17 protein-coding genes are annotated in these 20,500 nt (G+C 66.3%); 9 read left to right on the top strand and 8 right to left on the bottom strand.

What is annotated here, in order from left to right; all coding sequences use genetic code 11:
- Nucleotides 1-18 precede the first annotated feature (18 nt).
- Together WH367_RS14765 and WH367_RS14760 are read left to right on the top strand one after the other, a co-directional pair.
- Complete coding sequence (locus WH367_RS14765; RefSeq protein ID WP_021027466.1) at nt 19-1,458, top strand: NAD-dependent succinate-semialdehyde dehydrogenase; 1,440 nt, start codon at nt 19-21, stop codon at nt 1,456-1,458.
- Nucleotides 1,459-1,592: 134 nt separating this feature from the next.
- Nucleotides 1,593-2,414 (top strand): TlpA disulfide reductase family protein, encoded by an 822-nt coding sequence (locus WH367_RS14760; RefSeq protein ID WP_339536672.1) that lies wholly within the window; start codon nt 1,593-1,595, stop codon nt 2,412-2,414.
- Here WH367_RS14760 and WH367_RS14755 read toward each other — a convergent pair.
- The 6 genes from WH367_RS14755 to WH367_RS14730 all read right to left on the bottom strand — a co-directional run bounded on the left by WH367_RS14755 (nt 2,401) and on the right by WH367_RS14730 (nt 9,593).
- Nucleotides 2,401-3,942, bottom strand: a complete 1,542-nt coding sequence (locus WH367_RS14755; protein ID WP_339536671.1) for a class I adenylate-forming enzyme family protein — start codon at nt 3,940-3,942, stop codon at nt 2,401-2,403. The genes WH367_RS14760 and WH367_RS14755 overlap by 14 nt on opposite strands.
- 11 nt (nt 3,943-3,953) lie before the next feature.
- Nucleotides 3,954-4,943, bottom strand: coding sequence for a Bug family tripartite tricarboxylate transporter substrate binding protein (locus tag WH367_RS14750; protein ID WP_339536670.1), 990 nt, complete (start codon nt 4,941-4,943; stop codon nt 3,954-3,956).
- A 44-nt stretch (nt 4,944-4,987) separates the two neighbouring features.
- Nucleotides 4,988-6,184 (bottom strand): acetyl-CoA C-acetyltransferase, encoded by a 1,197-nt coding sequence (locus WH367_RS14745; protein ID WP_021025404.1) that lies wholly within the window; start codon nt 6,182-6,184, stop codon nt 4,988-4,990.
- Between the two features lie 24 nt (nt 6,185-6,208).
- The gene (locus tag WH367_RS14740; protein WP_445228118.1) at nt 6,209-7,477 is read right to left on the bottom strand and encodes an acetyl-CoA hydrolase/transferase family protein; all 1,269 of its coding nucleotides are present in this window, start codon (nt 7,475-7,477) and stop codon (nt 6,209-6,211) included.
- On the bottom strand, nt 7,474-8,367 hold the full coding sequence (locus WH367_RS14735; RefSeq protein ID WP_339536669.1) for a MaoC/PaaZ C-terminal domain-containing protein: 894 nt from the start codon (nt 8,365-8,367) through the stop codon (nt 7,474-7,476). The genes WH367_RS14740 and WH367_RS14735 overlap by 4 nt, the downstream gene beginning before the upstream one ends.
- 320 nt (nt 8,368-8,687) lie before the next feature.
- Nucleotides 8,688-9,593 (bottom strand): SDR family NAD(P)-dependent oxidoreductase, encoded by a 906-nt coding sequence (locus tag WH367_RS14730; protein WP_339536757.1) that lies wholly within the window; start codon nt 9,591-9,593, stop codon nt 8,688-8,690.
- Between the two features lie 223 nt (nt 9,594-9,816).
- Between WH367_RS14730 and WH367_RS14725 the strand changes: the two genes are divergently transcribed.
- The 7 genes from WH367_RS14725 (at nt 9,817) to WH367_RS14695 (ending at nt 17,651) form a co-directional block, all read left to right on the top strand.
- Nucleotides 9,817-10,713: an FAS1-like dehydratase domain-containing protein gene (locus WH367_RS14725; RefSeq protein WP_339536668.1), complete on the top strand. Its 897-nt coding sequence runs from the start codon at nt 9,817-9,819 to the stop codon at nt 10,711-10,713.
- An 88-nt stretch (nt 10,714-10,801) separates the two neighbouring features.
- Nucleotides 10,802-11,968 (top strand): acyl-CoA dehydrogenase family protein, encoded by a 1,167-nt coding sequence (locus tag WH367_RS14720; RefSeq protein WP_021025399.1) that lies wholly within the window; start codon nt 10,802-10,804, stop codon nt 11,966-11,968.
- Between the two features lie 40 nt (nt 11,969-12,008).
- Nucleotides 12,009-13,190 carry a CaiB/BaiF CoA transferase family protein gene (locus tag WH367_RS14715; protein ID WP_339536667.1) on the top strand — a complete coding sequence of 394 codons (1,182 nt, stop codon included), beginning with the start codon at nt 12,009-12,011 and terminating at the stop codon, nt 13,188-13,190.
- 25 nt (nt 13,191-13,215) lie between these two features.
- The gene (locus WH367_RS14710) at nt 13,216-14,595 is read left to right on the top strand and encodes an MmgE/PrpD family protein (protein ID WP_312988065.1); all 1,380 of its coding nucleotides are present in this window, start codon (nt 13,216-13,218) and stop codon (nt 14,593-14,595) included.
- A gap of 149 nt (nt 14,596-14,744) precedes the next feature.
- Nucleotides 14,745-15,698, top strand: coding sequence for a tripartite tricarboxylate transporter substrate-binding protein (locus WH367_RS14705; protein WP_052329736.1), 954 nt, complete (start codon nt 14,745-14,747; stop codon nt 15,696-15,698).
- Nucleotides 15,699-15,762: 64 nt separating this feature from the next.
- Entirely contained in the window at nt 15,763-16,650 is an 888-nt protein-coding gene (locus WH367_RS14700; protein ID WP_339536666.1) for an HpcH/HpaI aldolase/citrate lyase family protein, read from the top strand.
- A 131-nt stretch (nt 16,651-16,781) separates the two neighbouring features.
- Nucleotides 16,782-17,651 (top strand): hypothetical protein, encoded by an 870-nt coding sequence (locus WH367_RS14695; protein ID WP_339536665.1) that lies wholly within the window; start codon nt 16,782-16,784, stop codon nt 17,649-17,651.
- Between the two features lie 204 nt (nt 17,652-17,855).
- On the opposite strand, the gene WH367_RS14690 is transcribed toward WH367_RS14695, so the two are convergent.
- Both WH367_RS14690 and WH367_RS14685 read right to left on the bottom strand, forming a co-directional pair.
- The gene (locus WH367_RS14690) at nt 17,856-18,860 is read right to left on the bottom strand and encodes a tripartite tricarboxylate transporter substrate binding protein (protein ID WP_339536664.1); all 1,005 of its coding nucleotides are present in this window, start codon (nt 18,858-18,860) and stop codon (nt 17,856-17,858) included.
- 44 nt (nt 18,861-18,904) lie between these two features.
- Nucleotides 18,905-20,482, bottom strand: a complete 1,578-nt coding sequence (locus tag WH367_RS14685; protein ID WP_339536663.1) for a class I adenylate-forming enzyme family protein — start codon at nt 20,480-20,482, stop codon at nt 18,905-18,907.
- Nucleotides 20,483-20,500 lie beyond the last annotated feature (18 nt).

Below are 20,500 nucleotides of genomic sequence, written 5' to 3'. Positions count from 1 at the left end.
CCCTTGCAGGAGCCAACCATGTCCCAAGCTTATCCACAGTTGCAACTGTTTATCAACGGCCAATGGCTGTCCGCCGACGGCCGCAAGAGTGAGCCCGTCATCAACCCGCTCGATGAATCCACGCTGGGCCAGCTGCCCCATGCCAGCGCCGCCGATCTGCAGGCCGCCCTGCAGGCCGCCAACGCAGCGTTTGAAGGCTGGAAGCGCACCTCACCACTGGCCCGCTCGGACATCTTGCGCAAGGCCGCCAGCCTGATCCGTGAGCGTGCCGACCATATCGCCCGCTGCATGACCCTGGAGCAGGGCAAGCCCGTGCGCGAAGCCAAGCTCGAAGTGCTGGCCGCCGCCGACACCTATGACTGGTATGCCGAAGAAGGCCGCCGCAACTATGGCCGCCTGGTGCCGGGCAAGACCCCGACCCAGCGCATTGCCGTGCACCATGAGCCGGTCGGCGTCTGCGCCGCCTTTGCGCCCTGGAACTTCCCGGCCATCACGCCCGCGCGCAAGATTGCCGGCGCCTTGGCCGCTGGTTGCACCCTGGTGCTCAAGCCCGCCGAGGAAACCCCTGCCACCGCCCAGGAGCTGGTGCGCGTGCTGCACGACGCCGGCCTGCCCGCCGGTGTGCTGAACATGGTGTTTGGTGTGCCGGCCGAGGTCTCGGGCTACCTGCTCGACCAGCCCGAGGTGGCCAAGTTCTCGTTCACCGGCTCCACCGCCGTGGGCAAGATGCTGGCCTCGCATGCGGCCAAGAGCATGAAGCGCGCGACCTTGGAGCTGGGCGGCCATGCGCCGGTCATCGTCTGGAAGGATGCCGATATCAACAAGGCCGCTGATGCGCTGGTCGCCGGCAAGTTCCGCAACGCCGGCCAGGTCTGCATCTCGCCCACGCGCTTTTATGTACACCGCGATGTGTTCGACAGCTTTGTGACCGCCTTTGTCGAGCGCACCAAAAAGCTCAAGGTCGGCAATGGCCTGGACGAGAGCAGCCAGATGGGCCCGCTGGCCAATCCGCGCCGCATCGAGGCCCTCACCCGCCTGATCGCCGATGCGCAAGAAAAGGGCGCCACCTTGCACACCGGCGGCAAGCGCATGCCTGGCAAGGGCTTCTTCTGGGAGCCCACGGTCATCAGCAACCTGCCCGAAGACGCCGGCCTGATGAACGAGGAGCCCTTTGGCCCGGTCGCACTGATCAATCCCATCGCTGACATGGACGAAGCGCTGCAGCGCGCCAACCGCCTGCAGTACGGCCTGGCCGCTTATGCCTTCACGCAGGACAGCGCCGTGCGCCAGCAGCTCTCCAACGGCGTGCAGACCGGCATGCTGGGCATCAACACCTTGAACATCTCGATGGCCGAGGCGCCCTTTGGCGGTGTCAAGGAAAGCGGCTGGGGCTCGGAATGCGGTATTGAAGGGCTGCAGGCTTACTGCAATATCAAGCTGGTCAGCGAAGACCAGTAACCGCTGCTGCTGCATCGCCGGCCCCTGCTGCGGGGCCGAGCGATGGAACCAAACACCGCGCCAAGTATTCAGACAGCAGATTCGCCGCTGGTTTGCCCGCACACCAGCGCCTTCTGTTTTTAAAAAATACAACGATGAGCGCAAGTTTGCAGATCGGGCCGTTCTCACTGCCCTGGGGTTTGGTCATTTTGATGCTGGCATGGCTTGCGGCCGATGTGCTGCTGGCGCGCTGGGCGCGCAAGCGCGGCCTGTCCACGACGCCGCATGCCTGGCTGCTGCCGCTATTGGCGCTGGTGGCGGCGCGCCTGGGCTTTGTCGCCCGCTATGCCGATGAGTACCTGGCGCAGCCGCTGTCGATGCTCAATGTGCGCGATGGGGGCTGGGAGCCCTGGGCGGCGCTGGCGGTGGCGGTTGTCTATATGTGGTGGCTGTGGCTGCGCAAAAAGGCGGTGTTGCAGCCGCTGGCGGGTGCGGCGGCGCTGTTTGCGGCGCTGTGGCTGGGCGGCAATGCGCTGTTCTACAACTTCTCCTCCAGCGCCAAGGCCTTGCCGCAGCTGTCGCTGGTGGCGTTGGATGCCAAGACCCATGTGCTCGACCAGTTCAAGGGCAAGCCTGTGGTGATCAACCTCTGGGCCAGCTGGTGTACCCCTTGCGTGCGCGAGATGCCTGCGCTGCTGGAGGCGCAAAAGCGCTACCCGCAGGCGCAGTTTCTCTGGGTGAACCAGCAAGAGGCGCCCGAGGTGGTGCTGAAGGCCGCACGCGGCTTTGGCCTGCCCGATGGCCAGGTGCTGCTCGATCCGCGCAACAGCATGGGCGAGGTGGCCGGCAGCCGCGCGCTGCCCACCACCTTGTTCTATGACGCCAGCGGCCAGCTGCAGGGCCAGCGCGTGGGCGAGTTGTCTGCCGCCAGCCTGAACGATTTCATGCAGCAGATCGTGCCGGCTACGACGCCGTAGCGCTTGCGGGCGCTGCAGCGGCCTGCTCCGCCTCCAGCCGCGCCTGCAGCTCGCGCTTCATCACCTTGCCATTGGCATTCACCGGCAGCTCATCGATGGCGATGATGCGTGCCGGCCGCTTGTAGGGCGCCAGGTGCTCGCGCAAATGCGCTTGCAACGCGTCCAGGTCGGGTGGATGGCGGGCATCCTGCACCACAAAGGCGATCACGGCCTCGTTGCCATCGGCCTCCTTTTGGCCCACCACCGCTGCGCGCTGGATGCCGGGAAAGCTGCCCAGTGCATGCTCGACCTCGCTGGGGTAGACGTTGAAGCCCGAGCGGATGATCATCTCCTTGAGGCGGCCCACGACGAACAGCGCGCCATCGGCATGCAGCTCGCCCAGGTCGCCAGTGGCATACCAGCCGCCGTCGCGCAAGGCGGCGGCTGTGGCCTCGGGGTCGCGGAAGTAGCCGGGCATCAGACCCGTGCCACGCACCCAGATCTCGCCCCGCTCGCCGGTCGGCAGTGGCCGGCCGCTGTGCGGATCGACGATCTGCAGCTCCGCGCCATCGATGCAGTAGCCAGCGCTGGTGTCGCTGCGCGCCTCGTCGATGCGCGTCAGGTGCAGCGAGCCGGCGTATTCGCTCATCGCATAGCCATGGTGCAGGGTCTGGCCAAACAGCGCCTCGACCTTGGTTTTCAGCGCCAGATCGAGCGGGCCGGCGCCGGTGTAGAGGTAGCGCAGATGCGGTGCAGCGGGCTGGCGGATGCCCTGCTGCTCGCAGTACTGCAAGAGGCGCGCAAACAGGGTGGGCGGGCCTTGCAGCTGGGTGATGCCATGGTGGGCGAGTGCGTCGAGCAGGTCCGCGGGCTCGAACTGGCTGCGCATCTCCAGCGCGGCACCGGCCGACAGCGAGGCCAGCAGCACGGTGCCCAGGCCAAAGATATGGGTCATCGGCACAAAGGCATAGACCTTGTCATCGGGCCCGAGCCTGCGCGACTGGGCCGAGACGCGGGCAAAATGCGCCACACCGCGCTGGCTCATCAGCACGCCCTTGGGGGTGCCGGTGGTGCCGGAGGTGAAGATGATGGCCGCCACCGGATTGCCGTCCGGCTCGGGCTCGGCGCGCGCATCGGCACGCACCGCCGTGTGGGCCAGGCCGGGCACGCAGGAGGGGCTCACGCCATAGCGCTCGGCGTGCGCGGCTGCGGCCTTGGAGACGCGGTCGGTGAAGTAGACCACCCGCGCATCGGCCTTGTCGGCAAAGCCGCGCACCTCGCCGGGCGCCATGCGGGCATTGACGCCGCAGGCCCAGGCACCGACGCGGCTGCAGGCCAGCAGCAGCGCGGCATGCTCGGGGCAGTTCTCCGCCACCACCAGCACGCGGTCGCCGCTGCGCACCTGCAGCGCGCGCAGCTCCGCCTCCAGTGCATCGACCAGGCGGCCCAGGTCGGCATAGCTCAGGGTGCGGTCCGGCAGGTAGATGAAGGGCCGGTCAGGGGCCTCCTGCAGCCAGCGGTCCAGAAACTGGTGAATGCGAAATTCCATCTTGGGTCCTATCAGTCCACCACAATGCCCTGGGTCACGGTGGACCACATCTGGCGTTCCTTGGCGGCGCGCTCGACGAGGGTCTGGGGGCTGCCCGTCCATTCGTCATAGCCCAGCTCCTTGTACTTGGCCTTCAGCTCAGGCTGGGCCAGCGCGGCGTTGATCGCCTTGTTCAGGCGCATCTGCAGCTCGGGCGACATGCCCTTGGGGCCGTAGACGGCATACCAGCCGCCGACATCAAAGCCCTTGAGGCCTTCGATGCCGCTTTCGGCAAAGGTCGGCACATCGGGCAGCGCCGGGTTGCGCTGGGGCGAGGTCACGGCAATCGGGGTCACCTTCTTGCCGTGGATATAGGTGCCAGCGGTGCTGATGATGTCCATCATCATGTTGATCTGGCCGCCCATCACATCGGTCATCGCTGGTGCGTTGCCCCGGTAGGGCACATGGTTCAGCTCGATGCCGCTGCGCTTGGCAAACAGCAAGGTGCCCAGGTGGTTGGAGCCACCGACGCCGGCCGAGGCATAGCTGAGCTTGCCGGGATGGGCCTTGGCATAGTCGACCAGCGCCTGCGTGGTCTTGAAGGGCTCGTTGTTGTTGGCCACCAGCACGTTGTAGTAGCTCAGCACCGGTGCGATCGGGGTCAGGTCCTTGACCGGGTCGAACTGCATCTTGCGCATCACATTGGGGCTGATGGTGATCGTGGGGCTGGCGGCAAACCACAGGGTCAGGCCATCGGGGTTGGCGCGCGAGGTTTCGTTGCCGGCCAGGGTGGCATTGGCGCCCGTCTTGTTGTCGACCACGACGGTGCTGCCCAGCTCCTTGGACAGCGCGATGGACAGCAGGCGTGCGCCCTGGTCCACGGGGCCGCCGGCCGAGTAGCCGACGATGAGGCGCACCGGCGCGCCCGATCCCAGGCCCCCCTGGGCATGGACAGAGGCGCAGAGGCTGAGGGCGGCTGCGGCCGTGGCGGCCAGCAGGCCGCGGCGGTGGATGAGGGTCATGTCTTGTCTCCTGGTTTTTTGTAAGCGGTGGGGGTGGCGGGCGCTCAGTAGCGCTCGAACACGGCGGCAATGCCCTGGCCGCCGCCGATGCACATGGTCTCCAGGCCGTAGCGGCCCTTGCGGCGTTCGAGCTCATGCAGCAAGGTGGCCAGAATGCGCACACCGGTCGCGCCAATCGGGTGGCCCAGCGAGATGCCCGAGCCGTTCACATTCAGGCGCTCGGCGTCATTCCATTCCAGGCCCTGCAGCACGGCCAGCACCTGGCAGGCAAAGGCCTCGTTGATCTCGACCAGGTCCATGTCGTTCATCGAGAGGCCCAGCTTGCCCAGCAGCTTCTTGACGGCGGGCACCGGGCCAATGCCCATGCGCGAGGGCTCGCAGCCAGCGGCGGCCCAGCCCACCAGGCTGGCCATCGGCGTCAGGCCCAGTTCCTGCAGCTTGTCTTCGGCGACGATCAGGCAAGCGGCCGAGGCATCGTTTTGCTGGCTGGCATTGCCGGCGCTGACGGTACCGCCCTTCATCAGGGCACGCAGCTTGCCCAGCGAATCCATCGTGGCATCGGCGCGAAAGCCCTCGTCACGGCTGAACAGCGTGGGCTCGCCCTTGCGTTGCGGCACGCTGACGGGCACCACCTCGGCATCAAAGCGGCCGGCCTGCCAGGCGGCGGCAGCGCGCTGGTGGCTGCGCAGCGCAAAGGCGTCGGCCTCTTCGCGGCTGATGCCGTAGTCGCGCGCCAGGTTCTCGGCGGTCTCGATCATGCCGGAGATGACGCCAAAACGCTCCACCGGTTGCGAGCGCTCGCGGCCCCGGTCCAGGCGGTCATACATGGTGACGCTGCCGGCGCGCTTGCCCCAGCGCATGTCGGTGGTGTAGTACTCGATATTGCTCATGCTCTCCACACCACCGGCGATCACCACATCGGCGGCGCCGCTTTGCACCATCATGCAGGCGGTGACCACCGCTTGCAGGCCACCACCGCAGCGGCGGTCGAGCTGCATGCCGGGCACTTCCACCGGCAGGCCGGCCTGCAGCGCGGCCCAGCGGCCTACGCAAGGCGTTTCGCTGCTGGCGTAAGACTGGGCAAACACCACATCGTCGATGCGGCTGGGATCGATGCCACTGCGCTCGACCACGGCACGCACGGTGGTGGCGGCCAGGTCCTCGACCGAGACGGGGCGCAGGCTGCCCCCGTAGGTGCCTACCGGGGTTCGCAAGGGGGTGACGATGGCGGCTTTACGCATTTCAATCTCTCCAGAAAAATTCAGTCAATTCAGCTGCTGGCGCGCTTGGGCCGCCAGCAGGTCTCGGTGTTCAGGTGCGGCAATGGCCAGCATCGCGCGCACACGCTGGGCCAGGCTCAGGCCGCGCAGGTCGGCAATGCCGTGTTCGGTGACGATCAGCCCGGCATCGGCACGCGGTGTGGAAACCGGGCCGGACAGCTGCGCGACGATGCGCGACTGGCCGCGCGCGGTAGACGGCAGCGCGACGATCGGCAGGCCGCCATCGCAGGCGGCAGCGGCGCGCAGAAAGTCCATTGCGCCGCCGACCGCGCCCAGGTACTGGCCTGCCACGACTTCGGCATTGATCTGGCCCGTTAGATCCACCTCAATCGCCGAGTTGATGGCGGTGAGCTTCTGGGTCTGGCCCAGCACCCGGGCGTTGTGGGTGTAGTCGGTGCCGGCGATGCGCAGCGTGCGGTTGTTATGCGCCCAGCGTCGGGTGCGGGCACTGCCCATCAGCAGGCCGGTCACGCTCAGGCCCGCATCGATGCCCTTGCGCGCATTGGTGATGACACCGGCTTCCACCAGGTCGGCCACACGGTCGCCAATGGTGCCGCTGTGCACGCCCAGATCGCGGTGGCCTTGCAGCGCCTGCAGCACCGCATCGGGCAGGTTGCCAATGCCCAGCTGCAAGGTGGCGCCGTCTTCCACGCGGCTGGCGATCAGCTGCGCAATCGCCTCTTCGGCGGGGCCAATCTTGCCGGCAGGCACATCGACGACGCCCTGGTCGCTCTGCACCCAGGCATCCACATCGGCCAGGCGCAGGCTGGCGCCCGCCACCCAGGGTACATCGGCGTTGACCTCGGCAATCACGCAGCGCGCATGGCGCATGGCAGTGACCAGGTAGTCATGGGCCAGGCCCAGGCTGCAGTCGCCGTCGGCATTGGGGGGTGATACCTGGACGAACACCACATCGACGGCGATGCGGCGGCTGGCGATCAGCTGCGGAATCTGTGAATAGTGGCAGGGAATCGGATCGAGCACACCGGCCATGCCGAGCGTGCGGTGCGAGCCACCGGCGGCATAGCCGCGCATATCGATGGCATCGGCATGCGCGGGCTGCAAGGTGGTTGCGCCGCCAATGCCCAGAAACACGCTGGTGCGGGCAAAGCGCTGGCGCTGGGCCACATAGGCCTGGATCAGCGACAGCGGCTCGGCGGCCGACTGGCCCCAGACAATGCTGTCGCCAGCGCGGATGAACTGCGCCAGGTCCAGGTCTGCCAGCGCTATCTGCCGGCCTTGGGCCATGCTCATGGCTGGGCGGCAGCCAGGCTGGCATTGCCATGGCTGAGCACCACAATGCCGCGCTCGACCACCAGCGCGCGGAACTGCAGCGCATCACCTTCTTGCCAGACCTCGGTGCGCAAGGTTTCGCCCGGAAAGACCGGCGACGAGAAGCGCGCATGCATGCTGCGCAGCAGGCTGGCATCGCCGTTGCAGGCCGTCATCACCAGCGCATGGCAGACCATGCCGTAGGTGGCCAGTCCGTGCAGGATGGGCTTGTCAAAGCCTGCCGCCTGCGCCACTTTCGGGTCCGCATGCAAGGGGTTGTAGTCGCCCATCAGGCGGTAGAGCAGGGCGGCCTCGGGGCGGATGGTGTGGGTGTAGGTCCAGCGCGGGGCGGTATCGGGCGTGGGGGTCAGGGCCGGCAGCGAGGGGTCGCTGGGCTGGCCACCCAGCGCTTCGCTGTAGCCGCCGTCACCCCGGCAGAACGTGACCTGCTCCAAGGTGGCATAGCGCGTGCCGTCTTCGCCTTCCAGGCTGCGTTCGCTGACCACAATCGCGCCCTTGCCCGCGCCCTTGTCGATCACCCGCGTCACCCGCGTCTTGCCCACCACCTTGGCCCCCACCGGCAGCGGCTGGTGGATGGTGGTGCGCTGCTCGCCATGCACCAGCTTGACCCAGTCAATCCCCGTATCCGCCTCCTTGGCCCAAAAGCCCGGATAGCCCAGCACCGAGCTCATCGTCGGCAGCGCCTGCAGCGGCTGCGCCATGCCCTCGTAGACCAGCGGCAGATTGCGGGCATCGAGCGGATCATTGCCCACCCCCAGACTCAGCGCATACAGCATCGTGTCGCGCTGCGAATAATCCTGGTGCACCGGCGCAAACGGCCGGTCCTTGAGTTGCTGGTAATTGATGGTCATGGTCGTTGTCTCTGGGGTTGTTGTGGCGTTTCGCGTCGAAATAGCTGGAAGGTTTTGACAGCTTTAGGCGGATACAACCTGCGCCGAGTGAGAAGGTTGTTGTGCGAGGTCTCCATGGGACCTGCTTGAAACTGGCAGAGCACACCTATGGAGCCTGTGTGAACAACTCAGTCGTCCCTACTGAGCGCCACGCCAAAAACTGTCAGAGCCGATCTAACAGGCACCGACGAAGGGCCGCCCCGCACGGAGGGTGCCGTCCCCCTTCCCACGCGAAGCGTGAGAGAAGGGGGAAGCCGCGCAGCGGCTCAGGGGGATGCCCCTTAAATAGGATCCCAGCTAAACACCTCGCCCGACCGCTCCATCGGCACAAACGAAGATTTCAGCGCCGGCATCGCATGCGAGGCGATGTCCTCGGGCGTCCAGCCTTCGCCCTGGTGCACCGAGCGCAGGGGGCGCGGTTGGCTCATCAGGAAGATCTCGTTATTGCGCACCGCAAACACCTGGGCGTTGACGTCCTGGGCCTGTTCGCTCAGCAGGTAGACGGCCAGCGGCGCGATCTTGTTGGGGGTCATCTGCTTGAGCTTGTCCACACGGGCCTGCTGCTCGGGCGTGTCGGTGGGGATGGAGCCGATCATGCGGCTCCAGGCAAAGGGCGAGATGCAGTTGCTGCGCACATGGAACTTGGCCATGTCCAGCGCAATGCTCTTGGACAGCGCGACGATGCCCAGCTTGGCGGCCGAATAGTTGGCCTGGCCAAAGTTGCCGATCAGGCCGGAGGTGCTGGTCATGTGCACCATGGCGCCGCTTTCCTGCTCCTTGAAGTGGTTGGCCGCAGCGCGTGCCACATAGTAGCTGCCGTAGAGGTGAACCTTGATGACGGCGTCCCACTCGTCCACGCTCATCTTGTGGAAGAAGCGGTCACGCAGGATGCCGGCGTTGTTGACGATGCCGTCAAGCTTGCCAAAGCTGTCGAGCGCGCATTGCACGATCTTGGCCGCGGCATTGGCGTCCGAGACGCTGTCGGTATTGGCGACGGCCTCGCCGCCGGCGGCCTTGATCTCGTTGACGACCTGTTGCGCGGGGCCGTCGTCATGGCCTTCGCCGGTGGTGGAGGTGCCGATGTCGTTGACGACGACCTTGGCGCCCTGCTGGGCCATGGCCAGGGCCATATCACGGCCGATGCCGCCGCCAGAACCGGTGACGATAACGACTTTGCCTTCGAGCATGGTGGACATGTATGCTTTTCCTTGGATCTGTGTGTGTCGATGAATGCCACCAGCATGCCGTCCATTAAGCGCATTGCCAATTCGCAAATGCGTAGGCAGGTCTTTGGCAAACTGAAACGGCTGGCTCACAAATGCGCGTTAACCCGCTGTCTTCACCGCTGTAAAAGGAGAGGTTCCAATCTCTGCGATTGCGCTGGCGGGCGCAGCCTGCGACAGTGCCACCATGTCGCAAACCCCTGAACCTTCTGCCGCCTCGCTCACTGCCGAGCAGGTCGCCCATTTGCAAAGCTGGATCAACAAGACCGAGACCATGCAGGACCTGGTGGCCCGCACGGCCGCGGCGGGCCTGTCGGCCACCCTGGACCGCGATGATGCCCCGGCCCAGGATGGCGACAGCCTGCCGCCGCTGTGGCACTGGATGAACTTTCTGCCGATGGCGCGGCAAAGCCTGCTGGGGCCCGATGGCCACCCGGCGCGTGGCGGCTTTCTGCCCCCGGTGCCGCTGCCCCGGCGCATGTGGGCCGGTGGCCGCCTGCAGTGGCAGGCAGACAACCCGCTGCGCATTGGCGAGAGCGTCGAGCGCGTCTCGCGCATCGCCTCGGTGGACCACAAGGTGGGCCGCTCGGGCGAGCTGCTGTTTGTGCTGGTGCAGCACAGCTACCGCAATGCCCGGGGCCTGGCGCTGACCGAGGAGCATGACATCGTCTACCGCGCCGCCGCCCAGCCCAGCGACCCGGTGCCCCAGCCCACGGCCGCCCAGACGCAGGCCGCCTGGAAGCGCGAGATCACCGCCGACCCGGTGATGCTGTTCCGCTACTCGGCGCTCACCTTCAACGGCCACCGCATCCACTACGACCGCAGCTATGTCACGCAGGAGGAGGGCTACCCCGGCCTGATCGTGCATGGCCCGCTGATCGCAACCTTGTTGGTCGATCTGCTGCGCCGCAATGCGCCGGATGCCGTGCTGACCGACTTCTCGTTCAAGGCCATCCGCCCCACCTTTGATCTGCACCCTTTTACCGTGCTGGGCGAGCCCCAGGACGATGGCAAGACCATCAAGCTCTGGGCGCATGACCACGAGGGCTGGCTCACGATGCAGGCCACCGCCACGATCCGCTGAGCGCCGCCACCAACAACGCTTTTCCCAACACCGGCGGGTGGCGCAAGACGCTGAAAGCGCCGCCACCCCCAACGCCCGACCCAGAACCATGATCGAACATACCGGCTCCAACAACTTCCCCGAAATCCGCGATGCCATCCGCGCGCTCTGCGCCGAGTTCCCCGATGAGTATTTCCGCAAGGTCGATGAGGCCCGTGCCTACCCCGAGACCTTTGTCGAGGCGCTGACCAAGGCCGGCTGGCTGGCCGCGCTGATTCCGCAGGAATACGGCGGCTCCGGCCTGGGCCTGACCGAAGCCTCGGTCATCATGGAAGAGATCAACCGCTGCGGCGGCAACTCCGGCGCCTGCCACGGCCAGATGTACAACATGGGCACCTTGCTGCGCCATGGCTCGACCGCGCAGAAGGAAAAGTACCTGCCCAAGATCGCCAGCGGCGAATGGCGCCTGCAATCGATGGGCGTGACCGAGCCCACCACCGGTACCGACACCACCAAGATCAAGACCACGGCCGTCAAGAAGGGCGACAAGTACGTCATCAACGGCCAGAAGGTCTGGATCAGCCGCATCCAGCACAGCGATTTCATGATCCTGCTGGCGCGCACCACGCCGCTGGCCGAGGTCAAGAAAAAGAGCGAAGGCATGTCGATCTTCATGGTCGACCTGCGTGAGGCCGAGAAAAAAGGCCTGACCGTGCGCCCCATCCTGAACATGGTCAACCACGAGACGAATGAGCTGTTCTTCGAGAACCTGGAGATCCCCGAGGAGAACCTGATCGGCGAAGAAGGCAAGGGCTTCAAGTACATCCTGGACGGCCTCAACGCCGAGCGCACCCTGATCGCTGCCGAGTGCATTGGCGACGGCTACTGGTTCCTCGACCGCGTGACCAACTATGTGCGCGACCGCGAGGTGTTTGGCCGCCCGATTGGCCAGAACCAGGGCGTGCAGTTCCCGATTGCCGATGCCTTCATCGAGGTGGAAGCGGCCAACCTGATGCGCTGGAAAGCCTGCGAGCTGTTTGACAAGCACGAGCCCATGGGCGCCCAGGCCAATATGGCCAAGTACCTGGCGGCCAAGGCGAGCTGGGAGGCGGCCAATGCCTGCCTGCAGTTCCACGGCGGCTTTGGCTTTGCCTGCGAATACGACGTGGAGCGCAAGTTCCGCGAGACGCGCCTGTACCAGGTCGCGCCCATCTCGACCAACCTGATCTATTCCTACGTGGCCGAGCACATCCTGGGCCTGCCGCGCTCGTTCTGATGGCGCCGCGCAGCGAGAAAAACAGACAACCGGAGTCTTCATGACCAGACCATTGGACGGGATCACCGTCGTATCGCTGGAGCACGCAGTCGCTGCGCCTTTTTGCGCGCGCCAGCTGGCCGATCTGGGCGCGCGCGTCATCAAGGTGGAGCGGCCGGGCAGCGGCGATTTTGCGCGCGGCTATGACAGCCGGGTGCGCGGCCAGTCCTCGCATTTCACCTGGCTCAACCGCAACAAGGAAAGCCTGGCGCTGGACCTCAAGGATGCGGCATCCTTGGAGGCGCTCAAGCAGCTGCTGGGCTCGGCCGATGTGCTGCTGCAGAACCTGGCACCGGGCGCTGCGGCGCGCATGGGCCTGTCCTACGAGGCCTTGCACGCCGCCTTTCCGCGCCTCATCGTCTGCGACATCAGCGGCTATGGCGACAACGGCCCCTACCGCGACAAGAAGGCCTATGACCTGCTGATCCAGAGCGAGGCGGGCTTTCTGTCGGTGACCGGCACACCCGAGACGCCGAGCAAATCGGGTATCTCGGTGGCCGATATTGCGGCGGGCATGTATGCCTACACGAACATCCTCTCGGCCCTGCTGCTGCGCGGCAAGACGGGCGAGGGCAGCCATATCGATGTGTCCATGCTCGAAGCGCTGGGCGAGTGGATGGGCTACCCGATGTACTACGCGTTTGAAGGCGCCGCGCCCCCACCGCGCACCGGCGCATCGCATGCCAGCATCTACCCCTATGGCCCCTTTGTGGCCGGCGATGGCGGCACGGTGATGCTGGGCCTGCAAAACGAGCGCGAGTGGAAGATCTTCTGCGACCAGGTGCTGCTGGCACCGGCGCTGGCGACCGATGCGCGCTTTGACAGCAATGCCAAGCGCAATGCCAACCGCGCCGAGCTGCAGGCCGAGATTGTGCGCATCTTTGGCGCGCTCCATGCCAGCGATGTGGTGCAGCGCCTCGACGAAGCCGGTATTGCCAACGCCCATGTCAATGACATGGCGGGCCTGTGGGCACACCCGCAGCTGCTGGCACGCCAGCGCTTTGCGCAGGTGGATACGCCCGTGGGCACGGTGCCGGCGCTGCTGCCGCCCGGGCGCAACAACCAGTACGACTACCGCATGGATGCGGTGCCTGCGGTGGGCGAGCACACGGCCGCCATCCTCGATGCGCTGCAGCTGCCGGCCGATGCGCTGGCGGCGGTGCGCAAGGCCTCCGGCCTTTGATGCTATCTGTTGGAGAGACAAGAACATGACCACAGCAACCACATCCCCCACGCCAGCGGCCCAACTGGCCCGCTTTGCAGCCGAGCTGCAATACAGCGACATCCCTGAATCCGTGCTGCAGAAAACCGAAGACCTCTGGGTCGACTGGTTTGGCTCGGTGGTCGCTGGCCACAATGCCCGCCCCGTGGCCAGCATCACCCGCTTTGCACTGGGCCAGGGCCCGGCCCAAGGCCCGGCCGAAGTGATCGGCCCCGAGGGCCGCAGCAGCAGCCCTTATCTGGCGGCCATGGCCAATGCCGCCGCCTCGCATGTGGCCGAGCAGGACGATGTGCACAACGGCTCGGTGTTCCACCCGGCAGCAGTTGTCTTCCCCCCGGCCGTGGCCGTGGCGCAGGCGCTGGGCAAGTCCGGCAAGGAGCTGCTCACCGCCTGCATCGCCGGCTATGAAGTGGGCATCCGCGTGGGCGAGTTTCTGGGCCGCTCGCACTACAAGATCTTCCACACCACCGGCACGGCCGGCACCTTGGCCGCAGCGGCGGCCGTCGGCCATCTGCTGGGCCTCAATGCGCAGCAAATGCTGCATGCCTTTGGCTCGGCCGGCACGCAGTCTGCAGGCCTGTGGGAGTTCTTGCGCACCGCGGCCGACAGCAAGCAGCTGCACACGGCGCATGCCGCTGGCGCAGGCCTGATGGCCGCCTACCTGGCCAAGGATGGTTTTACCGGCGCGGCCGATATCTTCTGCGGCGCGCAAGGCATGGCCGCAGGCATGTCCAGCGACAGCGACCCGGCCCGCCTCATCGATGGCCTGGGCACACGCTGGGCGACGCCCGAGACCTCGTTCAAATGGCATGCCTCCTGCCGCCACACCCACCCGGCCGCCGATGCGCTGCTGCAGGTGGTGCGCGCGCACCAGCTCAAGGTGTCGGACATTGCCGAGGTGGTGACCCATGTGCACCAGGCCGCGATCGATGTGCTGGGCCCCGTGGTGGACCCCAGCACGGTGCACCAGAGCAAATTCTCGATGGGAACGGTGCTGGCACTGGCCGCGCGCTTTGGCTTTGCCGGCCTCAACGAGTTCGACAACGAATTCCGCGCCGAAGACACGATGGCGCTGCGCGACAAGGTGCGCATGGTGCTCGACCCCGAGGTGGACGGCGCCTACCCGCAGCGCTGGATTGGCAAGGTGACCGTGACCACCACCGATGGCCGCGTGCTGGAAGGCCGGGTGGACGAGCCCAAGGGCGACCCGGGCAACACATTGAGCCGCGAGGAGCTGACCGACAAGGCGCTGCGCCTGGGCGAATTCAGCCGCGCCGTGCCCGCCGCGCAGATGCAGCAATCGGTGCAGAAACTGTGGCAAGTACGGGATTGGACCAGGGTCGAAAAGCTGTTGCTGGCCGTATAAAGAAAGCAGCAGCGCCGAAGCTGGGTGGCTGCGACGCGGGGGCCCGACCGGGCCCCCACCCCATACCGGGATGGGCGATGTACCCTTCCCAAGACCAGGAGACAAAAATGCGCTTTCGCTTGTTGACACCGGCAGCCGCTGCCGCCGTGATGGCCTGTACCGGCCTGGGCCTGCACCTCAACGCCCAGGCGGAGGACTGGCCGACCAAACCGGTGGTGCTGGTGGTGCCCTACTCGGCCGGTGGCCCTACCGATGTGGTGGCGCGCATGCTGGCCATTCCGATGGGCAAATCGCTGGGCCAGACCGTGGTGGTGGAAAACACCGTCGGCGCAGGCGGCACGATTGCACCGGCGCGCGTGGCCCGCGCCAAGAACGATGGCTACACCATCCTGATCCACCACATGGGCATGGCGACGGCACCATCGCTGTACAAGAAGCTGCCCTATGACCCGCTGAAGGATTTCGAGTACATCGGCCAGGTGCTCGATGTGCCGATGACCCTGCTGTCGCGCAAGGACTTTCCGGCCAACAACTTCCAGGAGCTGATGGCCTATGTGAAGGCCAACCAGGAGAAGGTGTCGCTGGCCAATGCCGGCATTGGCGCGGTCTCGCAGCTGTGCGGCATGCTGTTTGCGTACCAGGCGGGCGTCAAGCTCACCACCGTGCCCTACAAGGGTGCGGGCCCGGCAATGAATGACTTGATGGGCGGCCAGGTCGATCTGCTCTGCGACCAGACCACGCAGACCGCGCCGGTCATCAAGGACGGCAACCGGGTCAAGGTGTTTGGCGTGACCACGCCCCAGCGCCTGACTGCCATGCCGCAGATCCCCACGCTCGATGAGCAGGGCCTGAAGGGCTTTGATGTCAAGGTCTGGCACGGCATGTATGCCCCCAAGGGCACGCCGGCCGAGGTGATCACCAAGATCAACACTGCCTTGAATGTGGCCTTGAAGGACCCCGTCGTGGTGCAGCGCATTGCCGACCTGAGCAGCGAGCTGGTCACGCCGGACCGCGCCACGCCGCAGAGCCTGAAGACCTTGCTGGAATCGGAAGTGAAACGCTGGAATACGGTGATCAAGGCAGCCGGTGTGACGGCTGAATAAGCCTGGCGCTCAACCCGCGCAGGAGCAGGGGCCATGGGCCCCTTTTTTGATAAACGGAAGACTGATGGACATGACTCTCAACACGCATCCGCTCGCCACCGCCACCTCCTGGCTGTTTGTACCGGCCAGCCGCCCCGAGCGCATTGCCAAGGCGCTGGCCAGTGGGGCCGATGCGGTGATCGTGGACTTGGAAGATGCGGTGGCGCCGCAGGACAAGGAAGGCGCCCGCGCCGCCTTGCTGGGCGCTTTTGGCCAGCTGCAGGCAGCAGAGCGCGCCCGCGTGCTGGTGCGCATCAATGCCTATAGCACGCCCTGGTTTGACGGCGATCTGCAGGCGCTGGCGCAGCTGGTGGCGCAGGGCGCTGCTGGCGTGGTGCTGCCCAAGGCCGAGACGGCCGAGGCAATGGCGCTGCTGCTGCCGGCGTTGGGCACGCAAGGGCTGCTGGTGCCCATCATCGAATCGGTGGCGGGCCTGCATGCCATCGATGCAATTGCGCGCGCGCCGCGCGTGCTGCGCCTGGCCTTTGGCCATCTGGATTTTCAGGTCGATGCCGGCATGGCCTGTGCCGAGGACGAGAGCGAGCTGCTGCCGGTGCGCCTGGCCGTGGTGCTGGCTGCGCGCCGCGCCCAGCTGCCCGCGCCCATCGATGGCGTGACGGTCAACACCCAGGATGCTGCCGTGGTACAGGCCGATGCGGCGCGTGCGCTGCGCGGCGGTTTTGGTGGCAAGCTCAGTATCCACCCGATGCAGGTGGCGCCCATCAATGCGGCCTTTGCGCCGACGGATGCGCAGCTGCAGCGCGCCCAGCAGGTGCTGGCTGCCGCCGAGGCGGCGCAAGGCGGGGTCTGCGTCGTCGATGGCCGCATGGTCGATGCCCCCGTGATTGCACTCGCCCACAAGACCTTGCAACGCCACCAGCAGGCCCAGCGGCGCCTGCAAAGCGCGTACTGAACAAGTTCTCAAAAAGCGGCCTGCACGGGGTGCAGGGCAGGACACTTTCTGACACAGACCTCCGCAATCTCGTCGATATACTCGCTCCACTACCGCGCCGCTACATTGGCGCACCGATATAGGAGAGCGACATGTTCAAACACGCGATTGCCTGGGCCGCCGTGGCCCTTACCGGGATGGCCCATGCCTACGTGCCCCAGGGCGGCACCTGGATCATCTCCGACGAAGTCAACGGCCGGCCCGGCCGTGGTTTTGCCGTCGATGTGCAAAACGACGTGCTGGTGATGCAGGTCTATGCCTATGAAAGCAGCGGCCAACCCACCTTCTACATGGCCACCGGCCGCCTGAACGAGAACAGCGAGCTGACGACCACCCTGGGCCGCTACGAAGGCGGCCGTTTCCTGGGCAGTGGCGACCGCAGCGGCGTCGAGCGCGGCAGCCCCGGCAATGTGCGCATCCGCTTTGTCAGCGGCACCTTGGGCTACATCACGCTGCCGGGTGAAGGCGAGAAGGAAATCAAGCGCTACCAGTTTGGCTATGACAACTCGCCCGCCTCCTTACTGGGCCTGTGGAGCCTGGTCTATGGCGACAGCAATGGCAATATCGAAACCGAGACCATGCAGCTGACCCGTATCACCGGCGGCTCTTCCTTCAGCAGCGGCATGACCGTCTCCTACGACGGCCTGTTTGCCTGCGAGCAGATCATCCGGGGCGCCGATACCGGCAAGACCCAGTGCGTGAAGATGCGCAGCGGCACCTCGAGCGAGACGGTGCGGGCCTTCTGGATGAACTTCAGCGTCAACCAGGGCGAGGGCGACTGGAACAATACCCGGGGTTCGGGCAACGGCGCGCTGTACGCCAACCGCCTGATGCAGAACTCGGGCCGCATCACCGGCCTGCTGCGCAAGGTGACGCCGGATGCCGGCAGCGAGCAGGGCAACAATGACGATGCGCTGCGCGCCGCACTGGAAGCCCAGGCCAGCGCGCGCCAAAGCCGCTGATCTGCGTTGACTGCCCCAACAACAATGCCCTGGCTTGCCAGGGCATTGTTGTTGGGGCCTGAGCCTTTAGAGCCGTTAACACGGCCCAGCAAACCGAAGGTTTGCGGTTGAGACTAGGCGTCCCCGACTAGGCGCCAAGCCGCAGGCAGTACCGTAGTACGACAAGGCTTGGCAACGACGTATCAAGGGTTGTGTTAACGGCTCTTATTCGATGCGGGCGCCAGTGGCTTTGACGACAGCAGCCCAACGCTCCATCTCGCGGTCGATATGGGCGCCCAGCGCCTCAGGGGTGGAGCCGACGGGCTCATAGCCGCTGGCGGCCAGCTGCGACTGCAGCGCGGGGTTTTGCAGCGCGGTCGCAATCTCGCGGCTGAGCTTGCCGGTGATGTCGGCCGGCGTACCCGCTGGCGCGATCACCGCATACCAGCCATTGATGTCAAAGCCGGGAAAGCCCTGCTCCTGCACGGTGGGGATCTCGGGGGCCAGCGCCGAGCGCTTGGCGCTGGTGACGGCCAGCGCATGGAGCTTGCCGCTGCGCACATGCGGGATCGAGGTGGAGATGCTGTCAAAGGTCAGGTCGATATCGCTGGCCAGCATCGCATTGACGACGCCGGCACTGCCCTTGTAGGGCACATGGGTCATCTTGACGCCGGCGGTGCTGGCAAACAGCGCCCCAGCCAGGTGGCCGGTGTTGCCATTGCCGGCCGAGCCATAGGTGAGCTTTTCCGGGGCGGCCTGCGCGGCCTTGACCAGCTCGCCAATGTTCTTGGCCTGCAGCTTGCTGCTGCCCACGACGATCATCGGCAGGTTGGCCACCAGCGAGACCGGTGCAAAGTCCTTGCGGGTGTCATAGGGCAGCTTGGGGTAGAGGCTGTCATTGATCGCGTGCGCGGCCAGCACCATCAGCACGGTGTAGCCATCGGGCTTGGCGCGCGCCACATACTGCGAGGCCAAGGTGCCACCGGCGCCGGGCTTGTACTCCAGCACCACCGGCTGGCCCAGCTGCTGCTGCAGCTGCAAGGCCAGCGGCCGGCCCAGCAAATCGGCACTGCCGCCCGGCGGGTAGGGGATGACCAGCTGGATCGGCTTGCTGGGCCAGGTGGCCGCTTGGGCCATGCCGGTCAGCAGGCTGCTGCCGGCAACAGCCAGGCCCGCGAGCAGGCCGGCCAGCTGCCTGCGCCGGTGGGTGGTGGGGTGGCGATGGGTCATGTTATGTCTCCTGGTCTTGTTCTTGGATGGGCGCCGGCGGGCGTTCAGGCCGCTGAGGCGCTGGTTTGGCTGGCGTAGAGCGTGCGCAGCTCGCGCTTGAGCACCTTGCCGATCTCGCTGCGCGGCAGCTGGCTGTGGATGACCAGGTCGGCCACGCGCTGGGTCTTGCCCACGCGGCTGTTGAGCCACTGCTGCAAGTCAGCCGCCTGGGGGCTGCTGCCGGGCTGGGGCACCACATAGGCGACGGGGCTCTCACCCCAGGCATCTGAGGGCACGCCGATCACCGCGCATTCGCGCACCTCGGGGTGCTGCAGCATGACGGCCTCGATATCGCTGGGGTAGACGTTGAAGCCGCCGGTGATGATCATGTCCTTCTTGCGGTCGCCCAGCACGATGAAGCCATCGGCATCCATCTGGCCCACATCGCCGCTGCGGATAAAGCGCTCGCCGCTGGGGCTGATCCACTCGGCCTCGCGGGTCTTGTCGGGCTGGCGGTGGTAGCCGGTCATCATGCCGGCCGAGCGGCCGACGATCTCGCCCTGCGCGCCTTGGGGCAGCTCCTGGCCGTCCTCGTCGATAAAGCGCAGATCGGCATCCGGCCCGGCGCGGCCGACGGTGTGCAGCTTGTCGGGGAACTGGTGGCAGTGCAGCTCGCAGCGCACGCCCCCTTCGGTCATGCCGTAGTACTCGATGAGGCGCCCGGGCCAGCGGCGCAGCACCTCGGCCTTGAGCGCGGTCTTGAACGGCGCACTGGTGCAGAACTTGTGCTGCAGCAGCGTCAGGTCGGCCTGGTCAAACGCCGGGCAGTCGAGCAGGCGCTGGTACTGCACGGGCACCAGCATCGTGTGGGTGGCGCGCTCCTCTTGGGCCAGCTGCAGGTACTGGGCCGCATCGAACTTGCGCATCATCACCAGGGTGCCGCCCAGGGCCAAGGTGGGCAGGACCGCCACCAAGCTGGTGTTGGAGTACAGCGGCGTTGCGCACAGCGATACCGCATCGGGCCCGTAGCCGTTGGTGACCGCGCGCTTGACATGCGACCAGCGCATGCCCCAGCTTTGCACAATGCCCTTGGGCACGCCAGTGGTGCCCGAGGAGTAGATCAGGTTGAACGGCCACTGCGGCGTGGGCTGCACCGGCTGGGGCTCCTGGCCGGCAGGCACCTGGGCGAGCCAATTGCTCCACGGTGTGCCGGCCTGCGGGGCATCGTCCAGCGCGATGCAGCGGCGCTCGGCCGTGCTGGCCAGCGGCCACTGGGCGGCGACCTCGGCATCGCGCAGCAGCAGCTTGGCCTCGGCGTTGTCCAGCATCGCGCTCAGGTGCTCGGCCGTGGCCGATGGCGCCAGCGGCGCCACGACGACACCTGCTTGCAGCGCGCCCAGGTAGGCCAGCACATAGGGCACCGAGGTGCTGGCGCAGATGGCCACCACATCACCGGCTTGCAGGCCTTGCTGCTGCAGCGCGCAGGCCACCTGGCGCATGCCCTGGGCCAGCTGGGCGTAGTTCAGGCGCGTGGCGCCCAGCACCAGCGCGGTGTGCTCGGGGCGCTCCTGGGCCTGGGCCAGCACCAGGGCGGGGATGGAGCCAAAGGGCTGGGCGAGTTGGAAGGAGGAAGTGTCAGACATAGCAAACATGCAAACGAA

The organism is Comamonas sp. MYb21 (genome assembly GCF_037479395.1).
Lineage (GTDB): Bacteria > Pseudomonadota > Gammaproteobacteria > Burkholderiales > Burkholderiaceae_C > Comamonas.
This window is presented reverse-complemented; position numbering and strand designations above follow the sequence as displayed.